This is a genomic window from Marinomonas arctica (assembly GCF_003259225.1).
In the GTDB taxonomy this organism is placed as follows: Bacteria; Pseudomonadota; Gammaproteobacteria; order Pseudomonadales; family Marinomonadaceae; genus Marinomonas; species Marinomonas arctica.
On the sequence record NZ_QHJF01000019.1, the window covers coordinates 1 to 25,385 of the forward strand.

The following is a 25,385-nucleotide window of genomic DNA, read 5'->3' on the forward strand; positions in this document are numbered from 1 at the left end:
CGTCGCGACCGATAACGGCACAGGGAACCTGATGGACACCCAAGCTGTCACTGTTAGTGTTAATGATGTGAATGAGGCTCCTATTATTACTGGTGTCCTTGTGAATATGTCAGGAACATCAGGTCAAATATTTACCCCTGTTACCTTGCCTGCTAACTTATTTACGGATGTGGATGCCGGTGATCAGCTGGTATGGAGTATTGAGAATCTGCCAACGGGTCTGGTTTTTAACGCGGTGACTCGCACTATATCTGGAACGCCGCAGGGTGGTTTCGAAGGCACGAATAGATTGCAGGTGGTTGCGACAGATCGCAGTGGTAGTCAGGTTAAAGTACCAGTGACGCTTACTTTGAACCCTGCTCCTGTCTCCGCGCCTGTTAGCCCAGTGGCTGATGCAGCACCGACTGTGCCAGTGCCGACTCAAAGCACCAGTTTTACGGCGCCGGATGTCACGACCACGTCTACGGCTTTGCCAACGGGTGTGGTGGAAACATCTGGAGGCTCAAGGGGCTTTACTGAGGTGACAGCATCGGCTGGCGTTAGTCAGATTCAGCCCGTCGCTGAAGCGCCAGTAAATAATGCACCGAGCGTAGGACAAACTGCTGGCTCAAATACGGTTGTGGTGTCTGAATCCAGAGTGGCCGTGAATGTGGGTGCCAATGGGCAGGTTCAGGTCTCAGAAGCCAGTGGCGTATCGACCAATACGACAGGCTTAACCGTGGCAACCATTGTGCCGCAGGGGGAGCGAGTGTCTATTACCATTGCGGATACCTCCACCGTTGCTCGATACAGTGGTACCTTGGCAGACGGGACACAGCTTCCAGATTGGGTTGAAATCAACCCTACGACGGGTGAAGTCACGATGACACCACCATCAGGACAAGGCACGATTACGTTAAAAGTGAACGCGGTGGATGCTGATGGCAATGTGCGGATATTGGAAATAGAAGTGGATTTAGAGAGTTTACCGCAAACAGCACCAGCGGACACAGTGACTAATGTCAGTCCTGTATTCATGTCGTTGGATGATCAATTGGCCGTTGCTGCGGAGCAGTATGACGATTATGGGAGCGGCTTAATGAAGCTGTTGGCTTCTTAACTTATGTCTGACAATGCAATTGCTCAATTGTTACAAATAGAGCAGCAAGTCCGTTGTTGTGAAACAGCGACGGACTTGGGTTTTATTTTAGTCAATACAACGAGAGATTTGGTCCCTTATCAGCACGCTGTGTATTTGTCAGGGACGGAACTGGAATCTTTAAAAATAAACGCGATCAGTGATATCGCTTTGGTGGATCGAACCACGCCATTTAGTGCGTGGTTGGAACAGGTGTCAGCGGTGGTGAATGCCTCCGATCAGGTGAACAAAGTTCACACGATAGAGACAAAAAGCTTGCCAGCGGCACTGTTGAATGATCTGAACGATTTTACGGCGCCGTATATGTTGTGGCTGCCTTTGCTAATTCCCTCTAAACCCAATCAAAGGGTGGGGGTTCTTTGGCTCGCGAAGTCCCAGCCATGGACAGAAAAAGAGATAGGTCTGTTGCAGCATTTGGCTTCCAGTTATGCCCATGCGATGCAGGTATTCGTCCACCATTCTGGATGGGGGGTATGGCGACGCCGCTTGTTGTCTAAGAAAGTGAGCTTAGTGACAGTGCTTGTGGTGATCTTGCTGGGTTTTGTGCCTGTCCGTTTAACGGTTCTAGCGCCTGCCGAGATTATTGCGAAAGAGGCTTTGCTCGTGACGTCTGCTATCGCAGGTGCGGTAAGTGAAGTAAGGGTTAAGCCTGGAGACTTGGTTAGTGTGGGACAGCCTATTGTCATCATGGATAAAACCGAGTTTCAAGGGCGCTTTGACGTTGCGCAGCGAGAATTAGAAAGGGCGATGGCAGAGCTTAGAACCACCGAACAGGCTGGCTATGTTGATCGTCGAAAGAAAGCGGAGTTGGCTGAGCTTGAGTCTCAAGTCGCGCTTAAAACCATTGAGCGAAATTATTTACAAACCAAGCTTGATCAAACACAAATTTTGGCCGATAAAGCCGGGGTTGTGGTGCTTGATGACCCAGAACAATGGAAAGGTCGTCCTGTTGTTGTCGGCGAGCGTATCTTGTCGATTGCAGACCCCAATAACATACAGTTAGAAATTAGGCTGCCAGTTACTGACGCTATATCGTTAAACCATGGTAACGAGGTTACATTATTTCTTGATACCGATCCTTTAAATCCTATCCCATTTTTGGTGAATTATTCGTCTTTTGAGCCGAGTTTGACCCAAGATCAGATCATTGCCTATCGGATTGTGGCAGATATACAAGGTGATATTAAGCCACCAAGAATTGGTTTACGTGGCACGGCGAAACTGTATGGTGATGAGGTGTCTTTAGCGTATTATTTGTTGCGTCGCCCCCTTACCTTTATTCGTCAATTTTTGGGTTTGTAGGTGTCGGTCCAAATGGAAGCGAAAGCACTGCCTAAGTTACGTCAAAATTTGTCTTTGCTGACGGCTCCGCCAGATGAAGATGGCGAGCCGCGTTGGCAGATTTTTGATCCGCTGAGCAATAAATTTTACTATTTATCCCGAACCGCTTTTTATATTTTTCGAGAATGGCGTTATGCGAGCCACGATGATGAGTTATTGTCTCGGCTCGCTCAAAAAGGCATTGACGTGGAGGAGAAGGAATTTGATTATTTCCTGCGCTTCTTGGAGTCGAATCATTTTTTGGAGGCTCGCACAGAAAAAGATTTAATGCGTTTACGAACGGAAGTTAGCCGGCATAAAAAGCATTTTTTATCATGGCTTCTGCACAATTACTTATTTATCAAAATCCCACTTTTTCGTCCTGATTTGTTCTTGAATCGCTTTTATCCACTGGCGAAGTATCTTTTTAAATGGCGTGTAGACAGAATCGCCTTAGTGCTTGGTGTCCTTGGCTTAGTGATGGTGTTAAGGCAATGGGAGACGTTTACTCATACCTTTCAAGACTTGTTTAATTTATCTGCCATTGTTTATTACATTTTAGCCTTGGTGTTGGTGAAAACAGCCCATGAGTTAGGTCATGCTTTGGTGGCTAAGCGTTACGGTTGTCGAGTGAGTTCTATGGGGGTCGCGTTCCTCCTGATGACGCCCATTTTGTATACCGATACGACCGACGCATGGCGTTTGCGTTCACGTTTTCAGCGTTTAAGCATTGTGACCGCTGGGGTGAAAGTTGAAATTTATATTGCTTGTGTGGCGACATTTTTATGGGGGATTGTGCCTGATGGTGGTCTTCGCGGTGTGTTGTTCTTTGTTGCTACCACCAGTTGGATCTCGTCTTTATTGATTAATATTAGTCCGTTTATGCGCTTTGATGGCTATTATGCGCTGTCAGATTTTCTTGGCATGGAAAACCTGCAACCGCGTTCTTTCTTAGTCGGAAAGTGGTTTTTGCGTGAGCGCTTATTTGGGTTTGGCTTTTTACCGCCAGAGCCTCTTAATCGAAAAAAATGTGCTTTGATGGTGAGTTATGCGTGGTGTACTTGGATTTATCGGTTTTTCTTATTTTTAGGCATTGCCGCTTTGGTGTACTACTTCGCTTTTAAAGTATTAGGCATCATTCTGTTTTTAGTGGAAATTATTTGGTTTGTGCTGCTGCCAATAGTGAAAGAAATAAAGGTATGGATCAGTTTGAGAAAAAATATGTCGTTTAATCGCGCCACCACAATGACGGTATTGTTTTGTGTTTTAGGGTTGCTTGTTCTTGTTGTGCCATGGAAAACACACATTAGTGTGCCTGCGGTCGTCACGTTTGAACGTCATCAAACCCTTTACCCGAGTGAAGCGGGTCGAGTCGTTGCTTGGCAGGTGGTGCCAAATGAGAAAGTGAAGCAGGGACAGCTGTTAATATTGCTAGAATCTTCTGATGTTGAGCAACAAATTGTGCTAACCCAGTCTAGGCTGAATGCCTTGCAGATCAGTTGGCAGCGAGCTGGGTCTGGCGCTGGTATACTGGATGCGTTTTCTAGTTTACAGGTGCAAATAGCGAGGGAGCAATCTCGTCTACAATCTTTGCTTGAACAAAGAGAGAGGCTGGCAATTAAAGCGCCCTATGATGGTTATATCGGTGAATGGCTACCCTTGTCTGTTGGTGATTATGTCAATGAGCGTTCAGCGTTAGCTACCTTATATGATGACGAAAGTCTGATGGTTAAAGCGTACATAGATGGTCGTTTTATCCCGTCTTTAAAACACAGTGAGGCGGCTTCTTTTATTGGCAACGATGGCCATCCGTTGGCGGCGAGTTTGCTTATTGATAAGGTTATCCCCATTGCGGTAAAACGTTTACAGTACCCAGGACTTGCTTCAACACATGGCGGTGCAATAGCAACGCAAAAGTTAAACGATGAGTTGGTTCCTGAAACAGCCACCTATGAAGTGCATCTGGTATTGCAAGGAAGCACGCAGCTTAATCGCCAACAATTTGGTAGGGTGAGTTTGGCCATTGAGCCAACCAGTTTTCTGGTCGATGGGTTGCGTTATCTTTATGGGGTGTTTATTCGAGAGTCTGGTTTTTAAGTCAGGCCTGATGTCGATATTAAAATGAAAATGATGATATGAAAAAGCAGAATCGCTTAATAATTGAATGGACACCTGAACAGGTTGATGCGGTAGTGAAAGATTTAGCTACTTTGCGTTTGACAGTGGATTTGGATCTGGTGCCTCGTTACCCTTATTTTGGTGAAAAAATTTATCCATTAGGGCGTTGCAAAGAAATCCGCGATGCTGTTTTTACCGCCTTACAAGCTCAGCTTCTGCAGCCAACAGGAGTCGGTTTAACTTTGATACGTGAGGCTCTTGATCAAGGCGCGGTATTAAAAAAAATATGGGGAGATTTACGCGGCGTTTATTTTCAAAATGCAATGACGTTGGGAAACTGGTATTTGGATGTCTCTAATGACACCGTCAACCCTAATAAACCGAGAGTGGAAGTACTGCCTTTAGCCGACTCAGGTTTTGCTGACATATCCAGTTTTGAGCAGTTTATTAAAGTGGCTCAGTGTTATTGGGGAGTTGACGTGTATCGTAATGATGTGTGCCCGGCATTGGCGCCTTTTATGCCATTGATCTACATACGTGAAGATGGGGTGAGTTGGATGGGAGAGGCGAACGACGATATGTTAGCCATGACCATGAATAACGAATTTTCAGCCGCTGAGCGTATTTTGTCTACGTTACCTTCTCTGCCTGAAGCATTGATGCAAAAGTGGCACGAGGCCTTATCGAACTTAGCCGCTAATGACTTTTTGCACGCTCAAGGCGATGCGATAGCGTATTGTCGGCACTACAGGGCGCAGCAATATCATTTGGGATCTCATGTTCGTGACCGTGCCGTGATGGCATATTTGGCGTTGCCAAAAGGTATTTGACATGCACAGCAGTCAGCAAGAAAAAATAGCGCTTGAACACCAAGCGGCGAAACTTTTTATGCGTTGTTATGAGCGCAATACGGGCAAACACATTCGTCATATTTGGCACAATGACCCCATTCGCCCCGATGTCTCCTGCATGTTAGAAGGTGAACGCCTAGATCTGGAAATTGCGCACCTTTATGGTTCGGAAGAAGAGGCGATGGAGATTTTGGGCCGGGACTTGAGTGATGTGACACGTACCGTGTTGCAAGCCCTAAAAGAAGAGCCAGCAGACGAACGTTTGTTGTGTTCTTTGAATCGGATTCTGGAGAATAAAGCCAGTAAACGGTATGACACCAAACGTGTTTGGCTGGTGATTCGAAACGCGCATCCTGCATGGAGCCAAGCAGACATTAAAGCGTTGGAGCATCTTATTACTATTCCCGTTCCTCACGCCTTTGAGAAGGTTTGGATTCTCGGCGATATGGAAGGTAAAAGCGGGATTGTGCGCCTTTACCCATAGTATTAGGCCGTCATGGGGTGTCTTTATTTTGTTCTGCTTTTTTTCTTGCTAGTTGATTCAGCCTGGTTTGTTCTGCTTTGTATTTTTTTAGGACGATGAGTCCAATCATCAGCGCGAAACAAAAGAAAACAATAGCAAAAGCACCAAGGGCGACAGTAGCAAGAGAGTTCATGGTATTTGACCTTATAAAGTGATGCACGGATTATATAAAAAAATGGCCACACTGAAAGAAAGTGACATGGATTTTTTGTTTTACCGCATCATTTTACCTTGTTGATCTTGTAATGATCCGTCAATGACGTATATTTGTCATTATGTTTACTATTATTGAAACGCCTACATTTGAAGCGGATGCTAGAAAAATTTGGACAGAGGAAGAACGAAGTTCTTTTTTGGCTTGGCTGGCTGCGAATCCGGAAATTGGTGACCCCATTGTCGGTAGTGGTGGGTGTAGGAAGGTTCGTTGGTCGGTTGCGGGTTCAGGGAAAAGTGGAGGAGTAAGAGTTATCTACTTCACTAGGTTGGCAAATGGTGAGATTTGGTTATTAGTGATTTACAAAAAAGCCGTTAGGGAAAGTATACCCGCGCATATCTTAAAGTCGATTCGTGAGGTATTAGAAAATGAGTAATGAGATTTTGAGTGCAGAGGAGCTTGGTAACAAGCTGCTTCAGTCTGTTAAAGAAATGAAAGCGGGCAAAGCCGCACGATTGAGTCATGCAAAGCCTAATATGGTGACAGAGGCTCGTGGTAAAACGGGTTTAACCCAAAAAGAATTTGCTAAAGTGCTGCATATTTCTTCGCGTACTTTACAGGAATGGGAGCAGGGGCGTCGTCAGCCTTCTGGACCTGCTAAGGCGCTCATCGAGATTGCCTTTCGCCATCCAGAAGTGATCCGAGAAGACTTTAGTCTCAGAGGTTAATGAACGATCTAGCGTTTATGTACGCATTGCCCGGCGGAATAAGTCGCTTGAATCGCTCTGTCATCACCAATGGTCATAAAGACAAAAAGTGTCTCTTCGATGCCTTTTGATAAGGCCAAGCGTGATGTGAGAAGAGGCGTGGCTTTTTTGTCTAGAATGATAAAGTCTGCTTCACTACCAATTGCTAAGTTACCAATTTTATCTTCTAAACGAAGCGCTCTGGCACCACCTAGAGTAGATAAATATAGAGATTTGATTGGGTTTAGGTTCTCGTTCTGTAGCTGAATCACCTTGTAGGCTTCGTTCATGGTTTGCAGCATGGAGAAGCTGGTTCCGCCGCCTACGTCTGTGCCAAGACCCACGTTGACCTTATGCGCTTCTGCTTTATTAAGTTTGAACAACCCACTGCCAATAAAGAGGTTGGAGGTTGGGCAGAAGGAAATCGCTGAGCCGGTTTCATGTAATCTATGGTATTCGTTATCACAAAGGTGAATGCCATGAGCAAATACGGAGCGTTCGCTGAGCAGTTTGTGTTGATCGTAAACGTCTAAATAGTTCGTACTCTCTGGGAATAAATCTTGTACCCAAGCGCACTCATCTTTGTTTTCAGACAAGTGGGTGTGCATATACACATCGTCGTATTCGCTGAGTAGCTTGCCTGCTAATTGCAACTGCTCATCTGAGCTGGTCGGCGCGAAGCGCGGTGTGATGGCGTAATGCAATCGGCCTTTGTTATGCCAAGTATCGATGAGTTCTTTGCTTTCTTGATAGCTCGTTTCCGGTGTGTCTGTTAGATAATCCGGTGCGTTGCGGTCCATCATAACCTTGCCGCAAATCATGCGTAAGTTATGCACTTCGCAGGCCTCAAAAAAAGCCTCAACAGAAACCTTATGAACTGTGCCGAATACCAATGCAGTGGTCGTGCCGTTGCGTAACAGTTCTTTAAGAAAACGATCTGCCACATTGCGTGCGTGATCTTTATCGTGAAATTTACCTTCTTCTGGAAAGGTGTAGGTGTTTAACCAGGTGAGTAATTGTTCGCCGTATGAGCCGATCATATCGGTTTGTGGGTAATGGATATGTGTATCGATAAAGCCTGGAGTGATAATGGCATCGGGATAGTGTTCTATGTGGATGTCTGTCGGTAATGTCGCAAGAAGTGCGGTAGCGTCACCTAAAGCGTGTATTTTATCACCTTCAACAACTAAGAGCCCATCTTCAAAGTATTCATAGGCGGCATTCACGCCAACGTCTTTTGGGTCGGCAATGCAGTGGATAATGGCGGCGCGCCAAGCTTTTAAATGGCTCATCTGATCTCTCTTTAATATTGAGTGGATGTCTTTTTTTTAAAAAATATTTGACCGATTGGTTATACTTTAACAGGTCTTTTTCTGTCTTTCAGCAAACTATTTTTAATTGAAAAGGATTATTTAGATAGGGTGTTTAAAAAAACGTTCTAATAAGAGCTTGCTAAAGACAATGAAGATGACGCCTGAGCTATTTGCATAGAAATCAAACCATTCACCATGGCGGTTAATATAGGGCTGGATAAGTTCAATCATGCCACCCCATAAGACAATAGACAAAGCCATATAGGCAAAACGTCTTATTGGACCGAAGGCGCACAGTAGCGTCCAGCCACCAAAGCCGAGCAGATGGTGAATTTTGTCGGAACCTGGCGCAGGAGGAAGAAATTCTGCAGGCGTAAGAGTGGAGACACTAATGATGAGTGCGCCAAGTAGAAAACCGACAGCTTGTGCTGTCGGGGATGTTAGCCATGTGACATAAAATGACTTAGTCATGGTGGTCGCTTTTTATCCTCTCAGTTGGTGTTATCTGAGAATTCTTGCGCGAATATTTTTGCCTTTGATCTTTTTGTTTTCGAACTCTTTGACAACGGTTTTGGCCACTTCGTTGTCAACAGAGACGTAAGCATGAAAGTCAAAAATATCGATTTTACCAACTTGTGATTTATCCAGTCCTAGTCCCGCTGTTAGTGCGCCTAAGATGTCGCCTGGACGAAGCTTGTTTTTACGACCTGCATCAAAAGAGATGGTGGTTTTTTGTGGAATCAAACGATAGTGCGGATCAATGCCATCCAGTTCGATAAAGTTTGCCGTGGTGTTAAAGCGTGTTTCAATATCACGCACTTTGTAATCATCTTTTGACGTAACGAGGTTGACGGCAATGCCTGCTGCGCCAGCACGGCCAGTACGACCAATACGATGGGTATGAACATCGGTATCGCGGGTGGTGTCGTAGTTGACGACGAGATCAATTTCTTTTACGTCAATACCACGAGCAGCGACATCGGTAGCGACTAAGACACAGCTACTTTGGTTGCTAAAACGCACCAATACTTGGTCACGTTGTCTTTGCTCAAGATCGCCATGAATCGCCTGGGCAGCGACTTTATGCTCTGCTAGCCAGTCAGCAACCACTTGTGACTCTGCCTTTGTGTTGCAGAACACGATGGCTTGGCGTGGTTCAAAGTGCTGTAATGTGGCGAGGAGTGTTTCACATTTGTCTTTGTTTTCACTGCGCACAAAAAATTGTTCGATATTCGGCTTAAGGTCTTCTTGTGCTTCAACTTTAATGCTGATGGGGTTGTTTTGGAATTCAGCACTAATGGCTTCAATTCCGTCGCCATAGGTGGCCGAAAAAAGCAGGGTTTGGCGGTTGCTTGGCGTTAACTCTACCACTTCACGTATGCTGTCGATGAATCCCATATCCAACATACGGTCTGCTTCATCCAACACGAGTGTGTTTAATGCGTTGAGTTTCAGTGACCCCTTGCGTAGGTGTTCCATTAAGCGACCTGGTGTACCCACAACAATGTGCGCGCCATGCTCTAAGGAACCAATCTGTGGACCAAACGGCATACCACCACATAGGCTCAGGACTTTTATGTTGTCTTGAAAGCGAGCCATTTTACGTATTTCTTTTGATACTTGATCAGCCAATTCTCGTGTCGGGCACATAACCAAAGCTTGAACGCCAAAAAAGCGTGGGTTAATTTTTAGCAACAGGCCAATGGCAAAAGCAATGGTTTTACCACTGCCTGTTTGTGCTTGAGCCAGAATGTCTTTACCGTCAATCATCGGTGGTAAGCTTTGTTCTTGGATCGGGGTAAAAGTGGTGAAACCCATGTCTGAAAGTAGTGTGGTAAGTTTGGTCGGTAACAAATTGTTTAGTGCGTGTTGAAATTGGATCACAAGAGGCTCGTTCGATAGAATAAATAATGGGCAGAGGATACCAGAAAACGAGTATAAATACTTTGCTTCGCCATTTATTCCGTGTTGATTTTGCTATTTTTAGGTACAGTGGACGTTAGTATAGATATAGTTGTATTAAAGAGTATTTTGTTTACGGACTTTTGACGAGCCGATGATGACTTCTTCAAGGAATAATGTGAAAAATAAGCACACACACACTATTGTCTTCTGTACTGTTTTTGCGTGTGGTGTTGTCGCCAGCCTTATGCCTTGGGAGTTTAGCTCGCTGTGGGTATTTAGCTTCTTGGCTTTGGTTTTGTCTTTTTATACAAAAAAATTCTTGTCGAATTATGACGCTGTCCTTGATTCTGTCAATAAACGCATCGAAACAGATGAGCTTACTGGGTTATTTAGTCGTTACCAAATTCAACAAGAGTTGAATCAGTTAATTCTTAGCTGTCATGCGCAAGATAAAAAATTAGCGGCATGCGTATTGGATTTAGATCATTTTAAAACCATCAATGATGCGTTTGGTCACGAGGTTGGTGATAAGCTACTGGCTAGTGTCGCGCAACGTCTGGTTTTTGTCTGTCCACCAAAGGCTGTGATTGGGTATTTGGGGGGCGATGCCTTTCTGGTCTTATTGGTGCTGGATAGTGATCAAGATAAGCCCTATCTTGTGTCTTTATCAAAACGTGTGATTGATCATGTGAGTCAGAGTTACTACGTCGAGGCGTTGACGCTAAATATTGGCTGTTCGATTGGTGTTGCTGTGTATCCAGAGTTTGGTTTGGATGCGGCCACCTTAATGAAGAACGCTGACATGGCCGTTTATCGAGCCAAATCAGCGGGTCGGGCCACGTATTATTTTTACGATGGTGAAATGGGTCGACAATTTGCGCGTAATGTCAGAATAGAGACGCGTTTACGCCAAGCTTTACAGAATGAAAGCTTAGAGATGCACTTTCAGCCCAAAGTAGATCTTATGACAGAGCGCTGTGTTGGGATGGAAGCTTTATTACGTTGGAATGATGCGGAATTGGGGTGTGTATCTCCGGCAGAGTTTATTCCGATTGCTGAGCAAACAGGTGTCATTTTGCCCTTGGGTGAGTGGGTGTTTGAGCAAACGTTTCGACATATTCTGGAATGGCAAAAGCAGGGCATTGCCGTGCCACCTATTGCGATTAATTGTTCAGCGGCGCAATTAAAACGTGCTGATTTTTTAATGAAGCTACTAGCCTTGTTAGAAAAGTATCAAATTGATCCCAGTTTGTTGGAAGTAGAGGTAACTGAGTCTATTTTAATTGAAGACGCAACCATTTGTGCTGAACTTCTAAATGAGATGAGTCATCTTGGTATTAAACTGGCCATTGATGATTTTGGTACGGGATACTCTAGTTTGAGTTATTTGAAAGATCTGCCTTTCCATTATGTGAAAATTGATCAGGTATTTATTCGAAATATTGTGAATGATAAAAGTCATGCGGCTTTAACGAATGCCATTATTAGCCTCAGTCACAGTTTGAATTTAAAAGTCATTGCTGAGGGTATAACGAGTCTAGAGCAACTTGCCTTGTTACGTGAATACGGCTGCGATATAGGCCAAGGCTATTTGTTCAGTAAAGCACTTGGTGCGGATTCTTTAGCGAGTGATCCTATGATTGTCGCGCTGAACGAACAGGCGCTCTAGTCTGCTGTTAAAATATTGATGGCCAGCTAGACGCTTAGCGATGCCATTACAAGGTACCGTCTTTACGTACTTTTTCTTTTAATGTATCCCAGAATTGTGTGAGATTAGGGTTCTGATTAAACCTTGAACGGTATAGTCGTATTTCCAGCGGAATGTTCCAGTTGGCTTCTCCTGCCAACGCTACTTTTCCATAGTTTAATGTGTCTAGCATCAGGCGTTTGGGAATCCAACCTATGCCGTAGCCCTCTTTCACCATGGCTTTGATACTGACCGAATGATAGTTCTCGGACAGCGTCTGCAGCTGCGGGATGTCTCTTTGACGCTGTAGATGGTGATGTATCACAGGCTGTAAAAAAGAGTTTTCATAGTAGCCAATATAAGGCAGTGGTTTTCTTTTCACTCCGGGTAGGGTGAATTTGGGTTGCCCTGTGTTGTCTGTTGCGCTACATGGAATAAGTGTCTCTTCGGCAATAACCAAATGCTCGTATTGTTCATCATCGAGGGCGCGGATAAAGTTGATAGCAGGGTGCCAGTAGCACAACATGATGTCGCATTGTTGGTCCATAAGCGCATTGACAAAATCAATCCCTAACCATGAACTTGATTTCATGTTGATGTCTAAATCAACATTGATACTTTGACAAAACGGTTCAATGACGTCTTTGTAAAAACTCAGAAACAGCGTTTGTGTGGTGACAAAGCGTATTTGAGACTCTTCCTGTTTGCGAATTTCTTGGCAGCGCTCTTTGGCGTCTCGTAATTGTCTCGTGATCAGCTCCGCACTTTGAAGAAAGACTTCTCCTGCTGGCGTTAAAGACAAAGGCAGGGTGTTTCTGTCTATCAGGGTGACGCGCATTTCCTCTTCGAGCAGTTTAATGCGTCGGCTAAAGGTTGGTTGTGTGACGTTTTGCTCATCCGCAGCACGTGAAAAATGACGTGTTTTTGCGAGCGCAATAAAGTCTTCAAGCCATCTTATTTCCATACAACCTCCCATGAGAACGAAGGCGTGTGTTTGAGTAATGCTGAGAGAATCATAATCTTCCCTCCTCAATCGCATGGCAAGCCACGCTACTGCCGTCATTTTGTAGCACCATCGCAGGGGATTGTTCATAACAGCGCTGATTTGCGTAAGGGCAGCGAGCCTGAAAAACACAGCCAATAGGTTTTTCCGTTGGGGTTGGCACCTCACCAATTAAACGAATGGGTTGTGCAATATTGCTGTCCAAGCGCGGGATTGCTGATAACAAGGCTCTGGTATAAGGATGCTTAGGCGCGCTGAATAAAGTGCGGGTCGGGGCTAATTCACATACGCGTCCTAAATACATAACCGCCACCCGTGTGGCGAAATGCTCCACTACGGCAAGGTCGTGCGTGATAAACAAATAGCTTAAATTGCGTTCTTCTTGTTTATCCATCATTAAGTTAAGCACTTGAGCTTGTACTGATACGTCCAAGGCGGATAAAGGCTCGTCGGCGACAATAAAGTCAGGCTCCACAGAAAGCGCACGGGCAAGGCTAATGCGTTGGCGCTGACCGCCCGAAAACTCATGGGGGTAGCGGTCTGAACTTGATGCAGAAATGCCTACGGATTCGAGTAATTCGTCAATTTGCTCGTCCACTTGAGCCTGTGAAAACTGTGGGTTGTGGAAAGAAATGGGCTCACTGAGCGTTTGGTAAACCGTCATTCTAGGGTTTAAAGACGCATAAGGGTTCTGAAATACCATTTGCATGCGGCGACGAAAAAACATGCGTTGGCGATTGTTTAGTTGGTCTATGCGCTGATCAAGGTAATGTATTTCCCCCGCACTTGGGGTGGTTAACCCCATAATAACGCGTGCTAATGTGGATTTGCCGCAACCCGTTTCACCGACGACACATAAGGTTTCACCTTGGTTGATCGTGAGATTGACGCCATTAAGGGCATGAACACTGTCTTTGTGTCGTTTGAGTTTACCTTGATGGAAGCGCCATTGACTGAACCAGCTTTCATTGGTGGAGAAAGCTTTTTCTAAACCGCTAATCTGAATAAGAGGGGTGGCCATCAGTTTGCCTCCTGATCTTGTTCAGCAAACTCATTGAGCATGTCTTCTACTAAAAAGCAGGCCACACTAGACACGCCACTGTAAATAAAACGTGGTTGTTGCTCGCGGCATTTTTGCGTGGCGTAAGGGCATCGAGGGTGGAAGGCGCAACCGGAAGGGCGCTCAGCCAAAGATGGCATACTGCCTTGAATTTGATTCAATCTTTGTCCCGGTAAGGTCATTTGGGGTAAGGCATTTAGTAAGCCCTGTGTATAGGGATGTTGCGGATCATTAATGATTTCCAGTGTGGGTCCTTCTTCGACAATATGACCGGCGTACATGACAAGAGTCCGCTCGGCCACTTTAGACACCACACCAAGGTCATGACTAATTAGCACTAACGCCACGCCATTGTCTCTGCAAATTGCCAGAAGCAGTTGTAGAATTTCCGCTTGGATGGTGACGTCCAGTGCCGTTGTTGGTTCATCTGCAATAATGATGTCTGGGTTTAGCAACAAAACCGAAGCAATGATCACCCTTTGTCTCATGCCGCCAGATAATTCGTGTGGGTATTGGTTAAAACGTCTTTCAGGCGAGGCTATTTGGACGTGATGCAGTTTTTCGATGGCAATATTACGCGCGTCTTTATAAGAAATTTTGGTATGACTGCGGATGGTTTCGACCAGCTGGTCGCCAATGGTTATAACGGGATTAAGCGTCATCATAGGGTCTTGAAATATCATCGCAATGCGTTTGCCACGAATTTCTTGTAACTGACGCAGATTCATCTTAGTCAGTTCTTTGTTTTCTAATTTAATGGAACCAGACTCGATATACCCAGGTTTGCCAATCAAGTTCACAATAGAGAAGCCCAATACCGATTTCCCCGCACCAGATTCCCCTACAATAGCGATGCGCTCTCCACGGTTTAGCGTGAAGCTGACGTCAATGAGTGCTGCGAGTTCGCGCTCCTTGGTGTGAAAGTTGACGTGGAGGTTGCTGACGCTGAGTAAATTCATTTTAGTCTTTGTAGGTCCTAGGGTTGAGGTGGTCGCGTAGCCAATCACCAAGAAGATTCATGACGAGAATCAAGAGTATTAGGGTGAGGCTTGGTATCACACAGATCCACCAAGATCCAGCAAACATGTAAGCAAATCCTGCGGATATCAAGGAGCCAAGAGAGGGTTCAGTGGCTGGCATGCCTAAGCCTAAAAAAGACAAGGCGGCTTCAGCAACGATGGCATTGGCAATTTGCACGGTAAAAATGACCAAAATTGGAGACAAGGTGTTAGGTAGTATATGGCGAAACATGATGCGTTTAGAGCTGATGCCCATGACACGAGCGGCATCGACGTATTCTTTTTGTTTTTCGGCCAACACCGAGGCACGAATCGTGCGTGCGAAAAGTGGCCATTCAGTTAAACCAATAACCAAAATCAGAATAACCATCGCCAGCTGTTGATATAATGCAATGCCAAATAAAGATTGAAAAATAGCAAGAAAAACAATCGCCACCATCATATTGGAAAAAGACAGTTGGATGTCCGCGCAACGCATTAAAAAGTTATCGATGCGTCCACCCAAATATCCAGCGATAAGGCCGATGCAAATGCCTAATGTTGCCTGTATTAAGACGGCACAGATGCCAATGGTTAAAGAGAGTCGCGTGCCGTACAAGATCACCGATAATAAATCGCGCCCTTGGGCATCTGTGCCGAGTAAAAATCGTTCGTCGCCACTGATCCAGCTCGGCGCAATCTCGGCGTTCATGAGATCCATAAAGGCCGGATCCGCTATGTCAAACGGCGCTACCAATGGCGCTAATAGCGCAACAAGGCAGTAAAAAAGAAAAACAATCAGCGCCAGAATGGCCAGTTTATCACCGACAAAACCAGACCAAACATGGTGCCAGCGACTGCTTGGGATAGGGTGAATAAGGTCTTTTTTCGAGTACTTCATAATCCGTGACTCGCCAAGCGTACAGTGGGATTGACTAATCCGTAGATTAAATCCACCAAGGTGTTAGTGATGACAAATATGCCCCCAACGACGATTAAATACGCAGAGACAAGCGGTGTGTCTACTCGGTTAACCGCATCCATAAACAAAAAGCCCATGCCAGGCCACTGAAAAATGGTTTCGGTCAAAATGGTGTAAGCAACCAAGGTGCCGGCTTGGATGCCGCCGACGGTGATAACGGGTAGCATGGTGTTTTTGAGGGCATGCTTAAAATATATGCGTGGTGCAGATAGGCCTTTTGACCAGGCAAAGCGTATGTATTCTGACTGCAAAACCTCCATCATTTCAGCTCGTATCAAGCGAACAAAAATCGGCATCAAGGCAATAGCGAGGGACAAACTAGGAAGGAGTAGGTGTTTTAAGCCATCTTTGGTAAATAGCCCGCTTTCCCATAAGCCAAAAACCTCGGTTGTCTGTCCTCGACCAAAGCTGGGCGCCATATTTAACTCAATTGAAAAAATATAGACCATTAGAATGGCGACAATAAAGATAGGCACAGAAAGGCCAATCGAGCTGACGATCATTAATAAGCGAGAGAGTATGTGTTTGGGCTTAATGGCGGCCAACACCCCACATGGTGTCGCCACTAGCACAATAATTAAAATGGCACAAAAGGCCAATTCTAGTGTTGCGGGCAATTTATTAAGAATCACATCCAGCGTCGGCTCTTTATAATAATACGATGTGCCTAAGTCACCCTGAATTGCCCCTTTTGCAAAGCGCCAGTATTGACTGAAAAAACCATCGTTTAAGCCCAATTCGTTGCGAAGTTGATTGCGTTCTTCTGGTGATACCGTCATACCCACCATTTGTTGCACCGGATCGCCTAGCTTGTCTTGTATGGCAAAGCTGATGATGCTGATGATGATCATAACAAAGCAGGCCTGAACTAGACGGCGGAGTAAGAATATCAACATGGAATGAGACCTTTCACGACTACTGCGCTCTCCAATACTTTGTTAAAAACAGACTCAAAATGCTCATTTATAACCCATAGACTCGGCTTTGGCTTCCTGCGTCGCTCTAACACCAGCATCCATATAGGTGTCCGCTTTTTCGTCTGTTTTTGCCTCGTCTTGGCTTCGCTCGTGACATCGTGCAGAGGTCTCATGGAATAATTTTATTCCTTTTGGCCTTTGTTAATGTCATTTTTGTCATTGCTTTTTGAATACATAGACCCGCAACATATTGTGGATATTTATTGTTTTTCAATGAATAAATCTCCTAGGTGTGGGTAGTTTTGATCATTGACTATGTCTTGTATTTTGACATTGTCTTTTGCCGCCCAGATCAATGACTGCCAGTAAAGAGGGACAATGGCCGCATCATTGTAAAGTGTTCTTTCTATCTGCTGCAAAAGCCGTAAACGTCTTTCTGGGTTCATTTCTCTATTAGCTTGACGAATATCATCATCAATACTGGGTTGGCAATATTCGCTGGCATTATAAGCACCTAAGCCCGTTTTGGCATCCGTACAGGCGATAATAAATTCAAATAAGTTGTTCGAGTCCATGGTGTCTGACTGCCAACCCAGCATCATCATATCGGCACTGCGGTTATCAAACTCTTTGAAATATTGTGCTTTAGGTAAGGTTTTTAAATCCACTGTGATATTGATTCGGGCCAACATGGCGGTGATGGCTTGGGCGACTTTTTCGTCGTTCATGTAGCGGTTGTTTGGTGCCATCATGCTGATACGAAAGCCTTTTTCGTAGCCGGCCTGCTTCATCAACTCCAGTGCCTTTGACACATTGTATTCAGGTTCTAGGCCATTAATATGCCCCAAAAATCGATCCGGACTTAATTGGCCTGCGGGTGTGGCGTAGCCTTTTAGGATTTTTTCGACAATGAGCGGTTTGTTGATGGCCAGGTTGATGGCTCTTCTTACCCTAACATCTTGCAATTCGACACGGCGCTTTTGATTCATATGCAGCAGTAAAATACGCGTGCTGGGCAGTGTAACTAGTTGAATTCCTGGTATTTTTTTGGTTCGTTCTATGTCTATCGGTGACACAGGAAAAATAAAATCCACATCGCCAGAGAGCAACGCTGCCAGCCGAGTCGAGTCCGCGTGAATGGGCGTTAGGATGATTTGATCGACATTGCCAGCGGTATCTTTATCCCAGTAATTGGGGTTGCGTTTAAGTTCCATGCGGCTGCCCAATTCACGATTCATGAGTATGAAGGGGCCAGTGCCGGAGACATGGCTAGAAGCGAAGGTTTCGCCGTATTTAATGATTTCGTCGTGGCCTTGGTAAAATGTCTTATCGAGTGGAAAGACATAGGTCATTATGTTGAGTAACAGAGGGTTGGTATAGGTCGTATGAACGTCGATGGTGTAATCGTCTACCATAGAAACAGCGTCGATTGTGTCGAACATAGCACGAAAATCAGGCGACCTTTTTAACCGATGAATGGTGTACACCACGTCTTTTGCGGAAAACGGATTGCCATTGCTAAAGGTGACATCTTCGCGTAAATAAAAGCGCATGGTCTGAGCATCAAGCCGCTGCCACTTGGTAGCCAAACGGGGCTCAAATTGGCCATTTTGCTTCCATCGTATAAGCGGGTCGAAAACAAGGTGAGAAAATTGTAATGTGCTTTCTGACAGCTGCTCGTGTGGATCCAATGAAACAGGGTCAGCGTCGAATGCCATTCTTAGGGTTGTTGCTGCCGCTTGATTCCATAAGATGAGAGCCAAGCAGCAGGTTATCATAACCTTTATTTTCATTATCTCTGTCTCTTTATTGGGTATGGCTTACACGCGATGACGGTGTGCTTTATCGAATTGCGTGAACACGATTTAGAAAGCATGACGATGATCCTGACCATGTAGACGACCCAGCATTTTTGCAAAAAAATAAGTAAAAAGACAGCAAGAGCATCTTGTTTTGTCATATTAAGATGGAATTGTGTTTTATTTAAAGTATTTCGCCAGCTGCGTAGGTAAATATGAATTATTTTGCACATCTGCACATTGCCTCTATTACAAATACCTCTTGGGTTGGCAATTTATTGGGGGATTTTCCAGTTGAACCCGCCAGTTTAGAGGCGGATTTGCTGGTGGGTTGGCGTTTGCACCAAAAAGTAGATGTCATGGTTGACCAGCACGAAGCCAGTGTGTTGTTTCGCTCTATGGCACGGAAGGGGCGTCGCCGATTTGCTGGGATTGTACAAGATATAGTCATGGATTACTGGCTCATTCAATATTGGTCAGATTTTAGCACGCAACCTCTGTCTGTGTTTTGTGAGCAAGCGGTATCAGGATTGGCGCTGGATAAGGAGCGAAGCCCTGATCGTTTAAAAAACATGATTTGTTCATTGGAGCGTGAAAATTGGTTGTCCAACTTGGGGACGTTAGACGGGGTTGAAAAAGCGATTCGTTCCATTATGCATCGTTGGCAACATGGGACGCATTTGCAAGGCTTTGTTGAGGAGCTGCCGAGTGTGATTGCTCAAGCAGAGGCGCCATTTTTACATTTGTATCCAGATCTCTTGGCGTATGTGCGACAAGAAATGAAAAAAACCGAGGCCACACACAGCCTCGGTTGAATGGACCCTTTAGCGATGTAAATCGCTGTGATCCGATCGAGAGAACAACCATATAAACGCTACAAGCTCAGTGCAGATTCTTTGCTTTCGTCTACATGGCGCAAATGAGTATAGAGCGTTTACGCCATACGTTGCCTTGATTTGGATCAGATTAGAGCGGGTTACTCAAATTAAAGACGCTATAGCAGTATTTTCTCTATCTTGAGAAGAACTTATGGTAGAATCCGCCACCGAAAAAGACTTGGTTAGAATAGGAGTGTTAGGTTGAGCGTTCAGTGGTATCCAGGGCACATGAATAAAGCGCGTCGAGAAATCGAAGAGGTCATGACGCAAGTAGACATCGTGATTGAAGTGTTGGATGCCCGCATTCCTGATTCGAGTCAAAACCCGATGCTCAATACGCTGCGTGGGGATGTCCCTGTATTGCGTTTGTTGAATAAAAAAGACTTGGCAGATAAAACTCGTCTAGACTTATGGTTAGAGCACTGGCGTGGCAGTGAGACGGTGTTAGCGCATCCGTTTTCCACTTTGGATAAAGCCGACGTGGCGAAAGTCAGTCAATGGGTGAGTCAAATGGTTCCCCATAGAGGCAGTGCTGAAAAGCCTATTCGAGCCATGATTGCCGGTATTCCCAACGTTGGTAAGTCGAGTTTGATGAACGCTTTATTAGGTCGTCGTGTTGCAAAAGTAGGTGACGAACCCGCGGTGACGAAGTCGCAACAAAAGCTGAAAGTAACGAATGGTTTTCAGATACTGGATACGCCGGGTATTTTATGGCCGAAAATTGAAAACCCTGATGCCAGTTATCGCTTGGCTGTGACAGGTGCCGTTCGTGCTACCGCTATTAATTATGAAGATGTTGCCTTGGTGGGTTTGAAGTTTTTTATTGCCGACTATTTAGATTCTCTTGTGACGCGTTATAAGTTAAAAGAGATTTCAGCGGATCCTTACGAGGTGCTCAAGGTTATTGGTTCCAAGCGCGGGGCGTTACGGGCTGGTGGTAAAGTCGACATGCATAAAGCGGCAGAAGTCTTTTTGAATGATGTAAGAACGGGGGCTATTGGGCCTTATGTCATGGAAACGCCAGAGATGATTGCGCACGAAGAGCGTTTGGTTGAAGAAGCAAAAGCGAAAAAAGAAGCCGAACGACAAGCGAGGTTGGCTGCCGCTGTTCCACAACGCCAGCAAGCAATTAACCGTGCTTATCGAAATGCTCAAGCGACAGCTCAAGTAGAATCAACAGAACAAGTTCACACTATTCAGCAAGATGAGAACACAGATGACAAGCAGTGAGGTTCACGGTCATGGATTATGAAATTGCCTTTGATCAGGACGAAAATGTTTATCGCATTTACACCGGATACGAGTTTGCCGCCATTGGTGAATGGGTTTCCGAATACGTGCGCGATCTAGAAAGTATTCAGCGGGTTTTAATGGCGGCTCGTTTAGCAGAAACGGCGAAAGAAGTGACGGAGTTTAAACACGGTCCCTTTGATGTTGTGCTAAGTGAAGAAGGCGTCTCAGTGTCTAGGCAGATTGATCTTGATTCAGCGGAAGAAGAGATAAAAGCAATGTTTGATAGTCAAGAAAGCTTTTATCAGACGTCAACCGACGGTATACAAGCAGAATGCGGTTTGGACGACTTAATTAATTTGATTGAAAATTGGCACGAAGTACTGCAATAACCTTAACGTGTTAGGGGAGTTGTTCCTTGCGCTGGCTGGGTTTACACTAGTGCTTGTTTATTTTTTACGTTTTTAGGGAGCCGATATGCTCATCGAATTGGAAAAAGCCCGCACTCGAAACAATGTTGTTCGCATTTTTCGTGAAGAATTGGATGGACCAGATAGCTGGACTGACGGTTTTGTTGTGGATGCCAACGAAGAAATGGTTTTGCTCCAATTGGTGGATGACAGTGTTCGTCTTAATGGTTATCAAATTCTCTTTTTAGAGGATATTAGCGACTTTGCTCACCCCGCGCCGTTTAATGATTTTCAGAAGAAAGTCTTGGAACTTCGTGGCGAGGAAGTGACGGACCCTGAAGTGGATCTGGATGACTTGGCGGTATTGTTGATTGATATCAGCGAAGAATTTGGGCTTGTGACGCTGCATCGTGAAGAAGTTGAGCCTGACAGTTGCGAAATCGGACGCGTTGTTCGTGCCGATGCGGTGACCTATGAGCTAGAGGAAATTGGCTCTGATGCACGCTGGTTTGATGATACTTTTGAGTACGATTTGTACGATATCACGCGTATTGAGTTCGGTGGCGCCTACGAGGATGCGTTGTTGCTAGCAAACGATGCAATGGGCGATGACGCCTATGAACGCTCGGATGAATACCCTGATGACGGTATTGTAGACGAAGACTAGTGAATCACTCTTTTTCTAATTTATAGCAAAAACGCCTTAACGGGCGTTTTTTTATTTATATTGTCGTATTTATGTTGTTTTATTGGACGATCTTGGCGGTTTTTGATGACGTGTTTTGCGAATAAAACGAAATAAAAAATAGGAAGCTTTTTATGTCTCGGTGGATAACCCTTTTTCTGGCATTGGTGCTTGTTTCTGGCTGTGCGGCGTACGCTACTCATCAGTTTGATTCTGTGTTTGGCGCGCAAGATACGGCAAACCGAACTGGTGATATCAATGACGAGGAAGCGGCTTTTTATAATGAGCAAGTTAAGCCTATTTTAGACAGTCGTTGTGTCTCCTGTCATGCCTGTTACGATGCACCGTGTCAGTTGAAGTTGACGGCTGCAGGCGGGATTGAACGAGGTGGCTCAAAAGAGCTGGTTTATGATGGTACTCGCTTATTAGCATCCTCTCCGACGCGTTTGTTTATTGATGCGAAAAGCCCCGATGAATGGCGGACAAAAGGGTTTCATCCGGTTTTAAACGAACGTGAGCAATCGCCTTCCGCAAATTTGCAAGGTAGTTTGCTGTATCGTGCTGTTGCACTGCGCAAGAAACAGGGCGATTTTACGCAGCCGATTTTACCAGATAGCTATGATTTCTCGCTCGCTCGTGATCAGCAATGTGTCAGTATTGAGGAGTATCAGCAGTTTGAAAGAGATTACCCTAATTGGGGGATGCCTTATGGTCTTCCCGCGTTAAGTGACAACGAATATGATGTATTAACTCGGTGGTTGGCGAAAGGTGGCAAGATGCCAGAAGCCAAGCCTTTGCCTGTTAAGCTACAACAACAGGTGGCGTTATGGGAATCGCGATTAAATGGCGATGACCTTAAAGGCCAGTTGGTGTCTCGTTACATATATGAACATCTTTACTTATATAGTCTTTACTTGGGGGATGATAGCAGTGAAGACTTTCGCTTTCAGTTAGTGCGCTCTAAGACGCCGCCCGGCGAGCCAATTGATCGCATTGCTACGCGTCGTCCATATGATTCTCCGGGGGTTGATCGTGTGTATTACCGACTTTGGGCTGACCCGGAAGTAAAGGTTCAAAAAAATCATATTCCCATGCAGCTTGACGAAGCGAGGTATGCCCGCTGGCAGTCCTATTTTTATGGTAATGATTACGAGGTAACGAGAGACCCAGGATATGCGCCGGAAGTGGCGACAAATCCCTTCAGAGCCTTCCGTGAAATTCCTGCTTATGGACGTTATCGCTTTCTGTTGGATCACTCTCAGAAAACCATCATGTCATTTATTAAGGGCCCTGTGTGTCGTGGGCAAGTTGCTGTGAATGTGATTAATGAGCAATTTTGGGTGTATTTTCTTGATCCAGAAATTGCGTACAACAAAGGCTCAGCAGATTATTTAGAAGATCAAGTGCAGAATTTAGATTTGCCTGCTATTGGATCAAGTAACGCGCTATCACCCACTTCTTGGGTGACGTTTTCTGAACAACAAAAGTCGTATTTATCGGCGAAAGCCGCATTGATTGAATCGGAAGTGGGTAAGACCATTCCTTTGGATTTACGTGTTATCTGGGACGGTGATGGGAATAATAGCAATGCGGTATTAACGGTTTTTCGGCACTTTGATAATGCCTCTGTCGTAAAGGGTATGGTTGGTCAGCATCCTAAAACGTCGTGGGTGATTGATTACCCTTTGTTAGAGCGCATTCATTACCTGTTAGTGGCGGGATTTGATGTTTACGGCAATGTGGGTCATCAATTGGTTACACGTTTGTATATGGACTTTTTGCGCATGGAAGGGGAGATGAATTTTTTACTTTTTTTGCCCAAGGAGGACCGAGAATCGATTCGGCAATATTGGTATCGGGGCGCTGATCAAACCATCAAAAATTACATTTTTAGTGATTACATAAAAGTGGACAGTCAGTCTCAAGTTGAATACAGCACGGATGATCGTCAGTCTGAACTGTATGAGAAGCTTAGACATAAGCTGGCGGCCGTATTGGATCATAGTCATGACCTAGAGCAGAGCAAGTTGTCTGCGAATCAAATTGAAGCCTTGTATAAGCTTCAGTCTGTGCGTGGGGGCGGTTTGGTGCATTTACCCAATGTCGCGACAGTCTTAGTGACACAGCAAGGCGTGCCTTTGGACGTGATTAGTCTGATCCATAATAAGGCTCACGCTAATATATCGAGCTTATTGGATGAAGAAGCAGCTCGTTTGCCAGAAGAAGATGGGGTGACGATTGCGAAAGGTGTATTAGGCGACTATCCAAATGTATTAATGCAAGTGGAAGAAAGTGAGTTGGTTGCTTGGGCTGATCAAGTTGCTAACCTTAAAACACAGGCGGATTATGCCGCCCTTCTTGATAGCTTTGGTATACGCAGGACGCATCCAAATTTCTGGTTTGTGAGTGATGCAATCAGCAACTTAAATAAACTTGATCGTCCAAGAGAGAGCGGCATATTGGATTACAATCGCCTAGAGAATAAATAACCCGGTGGTTTATTGAAAAAGAGAGTGTCGTCTGTTTATGAGAATGGAAACTGGGCGACGCTTCTGCATTTTCTGCATGATTGTTGGCTTGTTCTCTCTCTAAAAGGACCCAAATAAAAGGTATATTCTTTATCACCTTATTGGGTAAGTATTATGATTCCTTTTTCAATTCTTGATTTGGCTCCGGTTGCCGATGGTTATTCTGTTGCCGATTCATTGGCGATGAGTCGCAGAATGGCGATGGCAGCAGAAGAAAACGGTTACGCGCGTTTTTGGTTGGCTGAGCACCATGGTATGGCAGGCGTAGCCAGCTCTGCGACGTCGGTTGTGTTGTCTTACATAGGTGCTGCGACATCCACTATTCGCATTGGCTCGGGTGGTGTTATGTTGCCGAATCATTCGCCTTTAGTGATCGCGGAGCAGTTTGGTACTCTGGCTGAGCTTTATCCGGGGCGAGTCGATTTAGGCCTAGGTCGCGCACCGGGGACGGACATGCAAACAGCACGTGCTCTGCGCCGTAACATGGATGCCTCGGTGGACAGCTACCCAGATGATGTCCTAGAGCTGCAGCGTTTACTTGGTCAGGGAACGCAAGGGGTAATGGCGGTACCTGGGCACAATACTCATGTGCCCCTTTGGATGTTGGGTTCGAGTCTGTATAGCGCTCAAGTGGCGGCAGAATTTGGGTTGCCTTATTCTTTTGCGTCGCATTTTGCGCCAGATCAATTGATTCAAGCGCTGACGGTTTATCGTCGAAACTTCAAGGCCTCCGAACAGCTTGCCAAGCCTCACACAATGGCGGGTGTTATGGCGGTTGTGGCGGAGACGGATGAAGAGGCAAAGTACTTATTTACGTCGGCACAGCAACAATTTGTCAATTTGCGTCGTAACCGCAATTTACCCTTTTCAAAACCCGTCGACAATATGAATGAGATCTGGTCGCCGAGTGAAAAGCACATGGTTGAGCACATGTTGCAGTATGCCATGGTGGGATCAAAAGAAAGTGTTGCGTTTCAATTGACGAGCTTTCTAGAGTTAACAAAGGTGGATGAACTGATTGTTTCTATGCCGATTCATGATTCGGAAGCGAGATTGAAATCGCTGCGCCTAATGGCCGAGATCCGAGATGGTCTTTAATGTTAAGTAATATGGCGGTTTAAAAAATCCTAGCCGTTAAAA

At 45.2% G+C, this 25,385-nt stretch carries 24 protein-coding genes; 14 read left to right on the plus strand and 10 right to left on the minus strand.

Annotated elements, in window-relative coordinates; all coding sequences use genetic code 11:
• The 5 genes from DK187_RS12225 to DK187_RS12245 form a co-directional block, all read left to right on the plus strand.
• On the plus strand, positions 1–1,099 hold a 1,099-nt coding region (locus DK187_RS12225; RefSeq protein ID WP_204355627.1), incomplete at its 5' end, for a putative Ig domain-containing protein.
• A 3-nt stretch (positions 1,100–1,102) separates the two neighbouring features.
• Positions 1,103–2,440, plus strand: a complete 1,338-nt coding sequence (locus tag DK187_RS12230) for an efflux RND transporter periplasmic adaptor subunit (protein WP_111607635.1) — start codon at positions 1,103–1,105, stop codon at positions 2,438–2,440.
• A gap of 12 nt (positions 2,441–2,452) precedes the next feature.
• Positions 2,453–4,555, plus strand: a complete 2,103-nt coding sequence (locus tag DK187_RS12235; RefSeq protein WP_111607636.1) for a site-2 protease family protein — start codon at positions 2,453–2,455, stop codon at positions 4,553–4,555.
• A gap of 38 nt (positions 4,556–4,593) precedes the next feature.
• Positions 4,594–5,406: a hypothetical protein gene (locus DK187_RS12240; protein WP_111607637.1), complete on the plus strand. Its 813-nt coding sequence runs from the start codon at positions 4,594–4,596 to the stop codon at positions 5,404–5,406.
• A gap of 1 nt (position 5,407) precedes the next feature.
• A complete protein-coding gene (locus DK187_RS12245) occupies positions 5,408–5,911 on the plus strand; it encodes a hypothetical protein (RefSeq protein WP_111607638.1) in 504 nt (167 codons plus the stop codon).
• A gap of 10 nt (positions 5,912–5,921) precedes the next feature.
• Here the strand turns inward: DK187_RS12245 and DK187_RS21100 are convergent, their stop codons facing one another.
• Positions 5,922–6,083, minus strand: coding sequence for a hypothetical protein (locus tag DK187_RS21100; protein WP_162623512.1), 162 nt, complete (start codon positions 6,081–6,083; stop codon positions 5,922–5,924).
• A gap of 142 nt (positions 6,084–6,225) precedes the next feature.
• On the opposite strand from DK187_RS21100, the gene DK187_RS12250 reads away from it, so the two are divergent.
• Complete coding sequence (locus DK187_RS12250; protein ID WP_111607639.1) at positions 6,226–6,540, plus strand: transcriptional regulator; 315 nt, start codon at positions 6,226–6,228, stop codon at positions 6,538–6,540.
• A complete protein-coding gene (locus DK187_RS12255; protein ID WP_111607640.1) occupies positions 6,533–6,832 on the plus strand; it encodes a helix-turn-helix domain-containing protein in 300 nt (99 codons plus the stop codon). The genes DK187_RS12250 and DK187_RS12255 overlap by 8 nt, the downstream gene beginning before the upstream one ends.
• Before the next feature lie 8 nt (positions 6,833–6,840).
• Here the strand turns inward: DK187_RS12255 and guaD are convergent, their stop codons facing one another.
• The 3 genes from guaD to dbpA form a co-directional block, all read right to left on the minus strand.
• Complete coding sequence (guaD, locus tag DK187_RS12260) at positions 6,841–8,142, minus strand: guanine deaminase (protein WP_111607641.1); 1,302 nt, start codon at positions 8,140–8,142, stop codon at positions 6,841–6,843.
• 120 nt (positions 8,143–8,262) lie between these two features.
• A complete protein-coding gene (locus tag DK187_RS12265) occupies positions 8,263–8,634 on the minus strand; it encodes a VanZ family protein (protein WP_111607642.1) in 372 nt (123 codons plus the stop codon).
• A gap of 30 nt (positions 8,635–8,664) precedes the next feature.
• On the minus strand, positions 8,665–10,047 hold the full coding sequence (gene dbpA, locus DK187_RS12270) for an ATP-dependent RNA helicase DbpA (protein ID WP_111607643.1): 1,383 nt from the start codon (positions 10,045–10,047) through the stop codon (positions 8,665–8,667).
• Positions 10,048–10,243: 196 nt separating this feature from the next.
• On the opposite strand from dbpA, the gene DK187_RS12275 reads away from it, so the two are divergent.
• The gene (locus DK187_RS12275; RefSeq protein WP_162623513.1) at positions 10,244–11,737 is read left to right on the plus strand and encodes a putative bifunctional diguanylate cyclase/phosphodiesterase; all 1,494 of its coding nucleotides are present in this window, start codon (positions 10,244–10,246) and stop codon (positions 11,735–11,737) included.
• Between the two features lie 46 nt (positions 11,738–11,783).
• Here DK187_RS12275 and DK187_RS12280 read toward each other — a convergent pair whose 3' ends face one another.
• From DK187_RS12280 to DK187_RS12310, 6 genes are all read right to left on the minus strand, one after another.
• Positions 11,784–12,719, minus strand: coding sequence for a LysR family transcriptional regulator (locus DK187_RS12280; RefSeq protein WP_111607645.1), 936 nt, complete (start codon positions 12,717–12,719; stop codon positions 11,784–11,786).
• Between the two features lie 49 nt (positions 12,720–12,768).
• A complete protein-coding gene (locus tag DK187_RS12285; RefSeq protein ID WP_111607646.1) occupies positions 12,769–13,779 on the minus strand; it encodes an ABC transporter ATP-binding protein in 1,011 nt (336 codons plus the stop codon).
• The gene (locus DK187_RS12290) at positions 13,779–14,777 is read right to left on the minus strand and encodes an ABC transporter ATP-binding protein (RefSeq protein ID WP_111607647.1); all 999 of its coding nucleotides are present in this window, start codon (positions 14,775–14,777) and stop codon (positions 13,779–13,781) included. The genes DK187_RS12285 and DK187_RS12290 overlap by 1 nt, the downstream gene beginning before the upstream one ends.
• Before the next feature lies 1 nt (position 14,778).
• Complete coding sequence (locus tag DK187_RS12295) at positions 14,779–15,717, minus strand: ABC transporter permease (protein WP_111607648.1); 939 nt, start codon at positions 15,715–15,717, stop codon at positions 14,779–14,781.
• Positions 15,714–16,694, minus strand: a complete 981-nt coding sequence (locus tag DK187_RS12300) for an ABC transporter permease (protein WP_111607649.1) — start codon at positions 16,692–16,694, stop codon at positions 15,714–15,716. The genes DK187_RS12295 and DK187_RS12300 overlap by 4 nt, the downstream gene beginning before the upstream one ends.
• 281 nt (positions 16,695–16,975) lie before the next feature.
• Positions 16,976–18,508, minus strand: coding sequence for an ABC transporter substrate-binding protein (locus tag DK187_RS12310; protein WP_111607651.1), 1,533 nt, complete (start codon positions 18,506–18,508; stop codon positions 16,976–16,978).
• A 221-nt stretch (positions 18,509–18,729) separates the two neighbouring features.
• Between DK187_RS12310 and DK187_RS12315 the strand changes: the two genes are divergently transcribed.
• The 6 genes from DK187_RS12315 (at position 18,730) to DK187_RS12340 (ending at position 25,343) form a co-directional block, all read left to right on the plus strand.
• The gene (locus tag DK187_RS12315) at positions 18,730–19,329 is read left to right on the plus strand and encodes an acyl carrier protein phosphodiesterase (RefSeq protein WP_111607652.1); all 600 of its coding nucleotides are present in this window, start codon (positions 18,730–18,732) and stop codon (positions 19,327–19,329) included.
• A gap of 264 nt (positions 19,330–19,593) precedes the next feature.
• Positions 19,594–20,622, plus strand: a complete 1,029-nt coding sequence (gene ylqF / locus DK187_RS12320) for a ribosome biogenesis GTPase YlqF (RefSeq protein WP_111607653.1) — start codon at positions 19,594–19,596, stop codon at positions 20,620–20,622.
• A gap of 11 nt (positions 20,623–20,633) precedes the next feature.
• Positions 20,634–21,014, plus strand: coding sequence for a YacL family protein (locus tag DK187_RS12325; protein ID WP_111607654.1), 381 nt, complete (start codon positions 20,634–20,636; stop codon positions 21,012–21,014).
• A gap of 85 nt (positions 21,015–21,099) precedes the next feature.
• On the plus strand, positions 21,100–21,699 hold the full coding sequence (locus tag DK187_RS12330) for a hypothetical protein (RefSeq protein ID WP_111607655.1): 600 nt from the start codon (positions 21,100–21,102) through the stop codon (positions 21,697–21,699).
• A 152-nt stretch (positions 21,700–21,851) separates the two neighbouring features.
• Positions 21,852–24,206 (plus strand): fatty acid cis/trans isomerase, encoded by a 2,355-nt coding sequence (locus DK187_RS12335; protein WP_111607656.1) that lies wholly within the window; start codon positions 21,852–21,854, stop codon positions 24,204–24,206.
• 153 nt (positions 24,207–24,359) lie between these two features.
• Positions 24,360–25,343 carry an LLM class flavin-dependent oxidoreductase gene (locus tag DK187_RS12340; RefSeq protein ID WP_111607657.1) on the plus strand — a complete coding sequence of 328 codons (984 nt, stop codon included), beginning with the start codon at positions 24,360–24,362 and terminating at the stop codon, positions 25,341–25,343.
• Positions 25,344–25,385 lie beyond the last annotated feature (42 nt).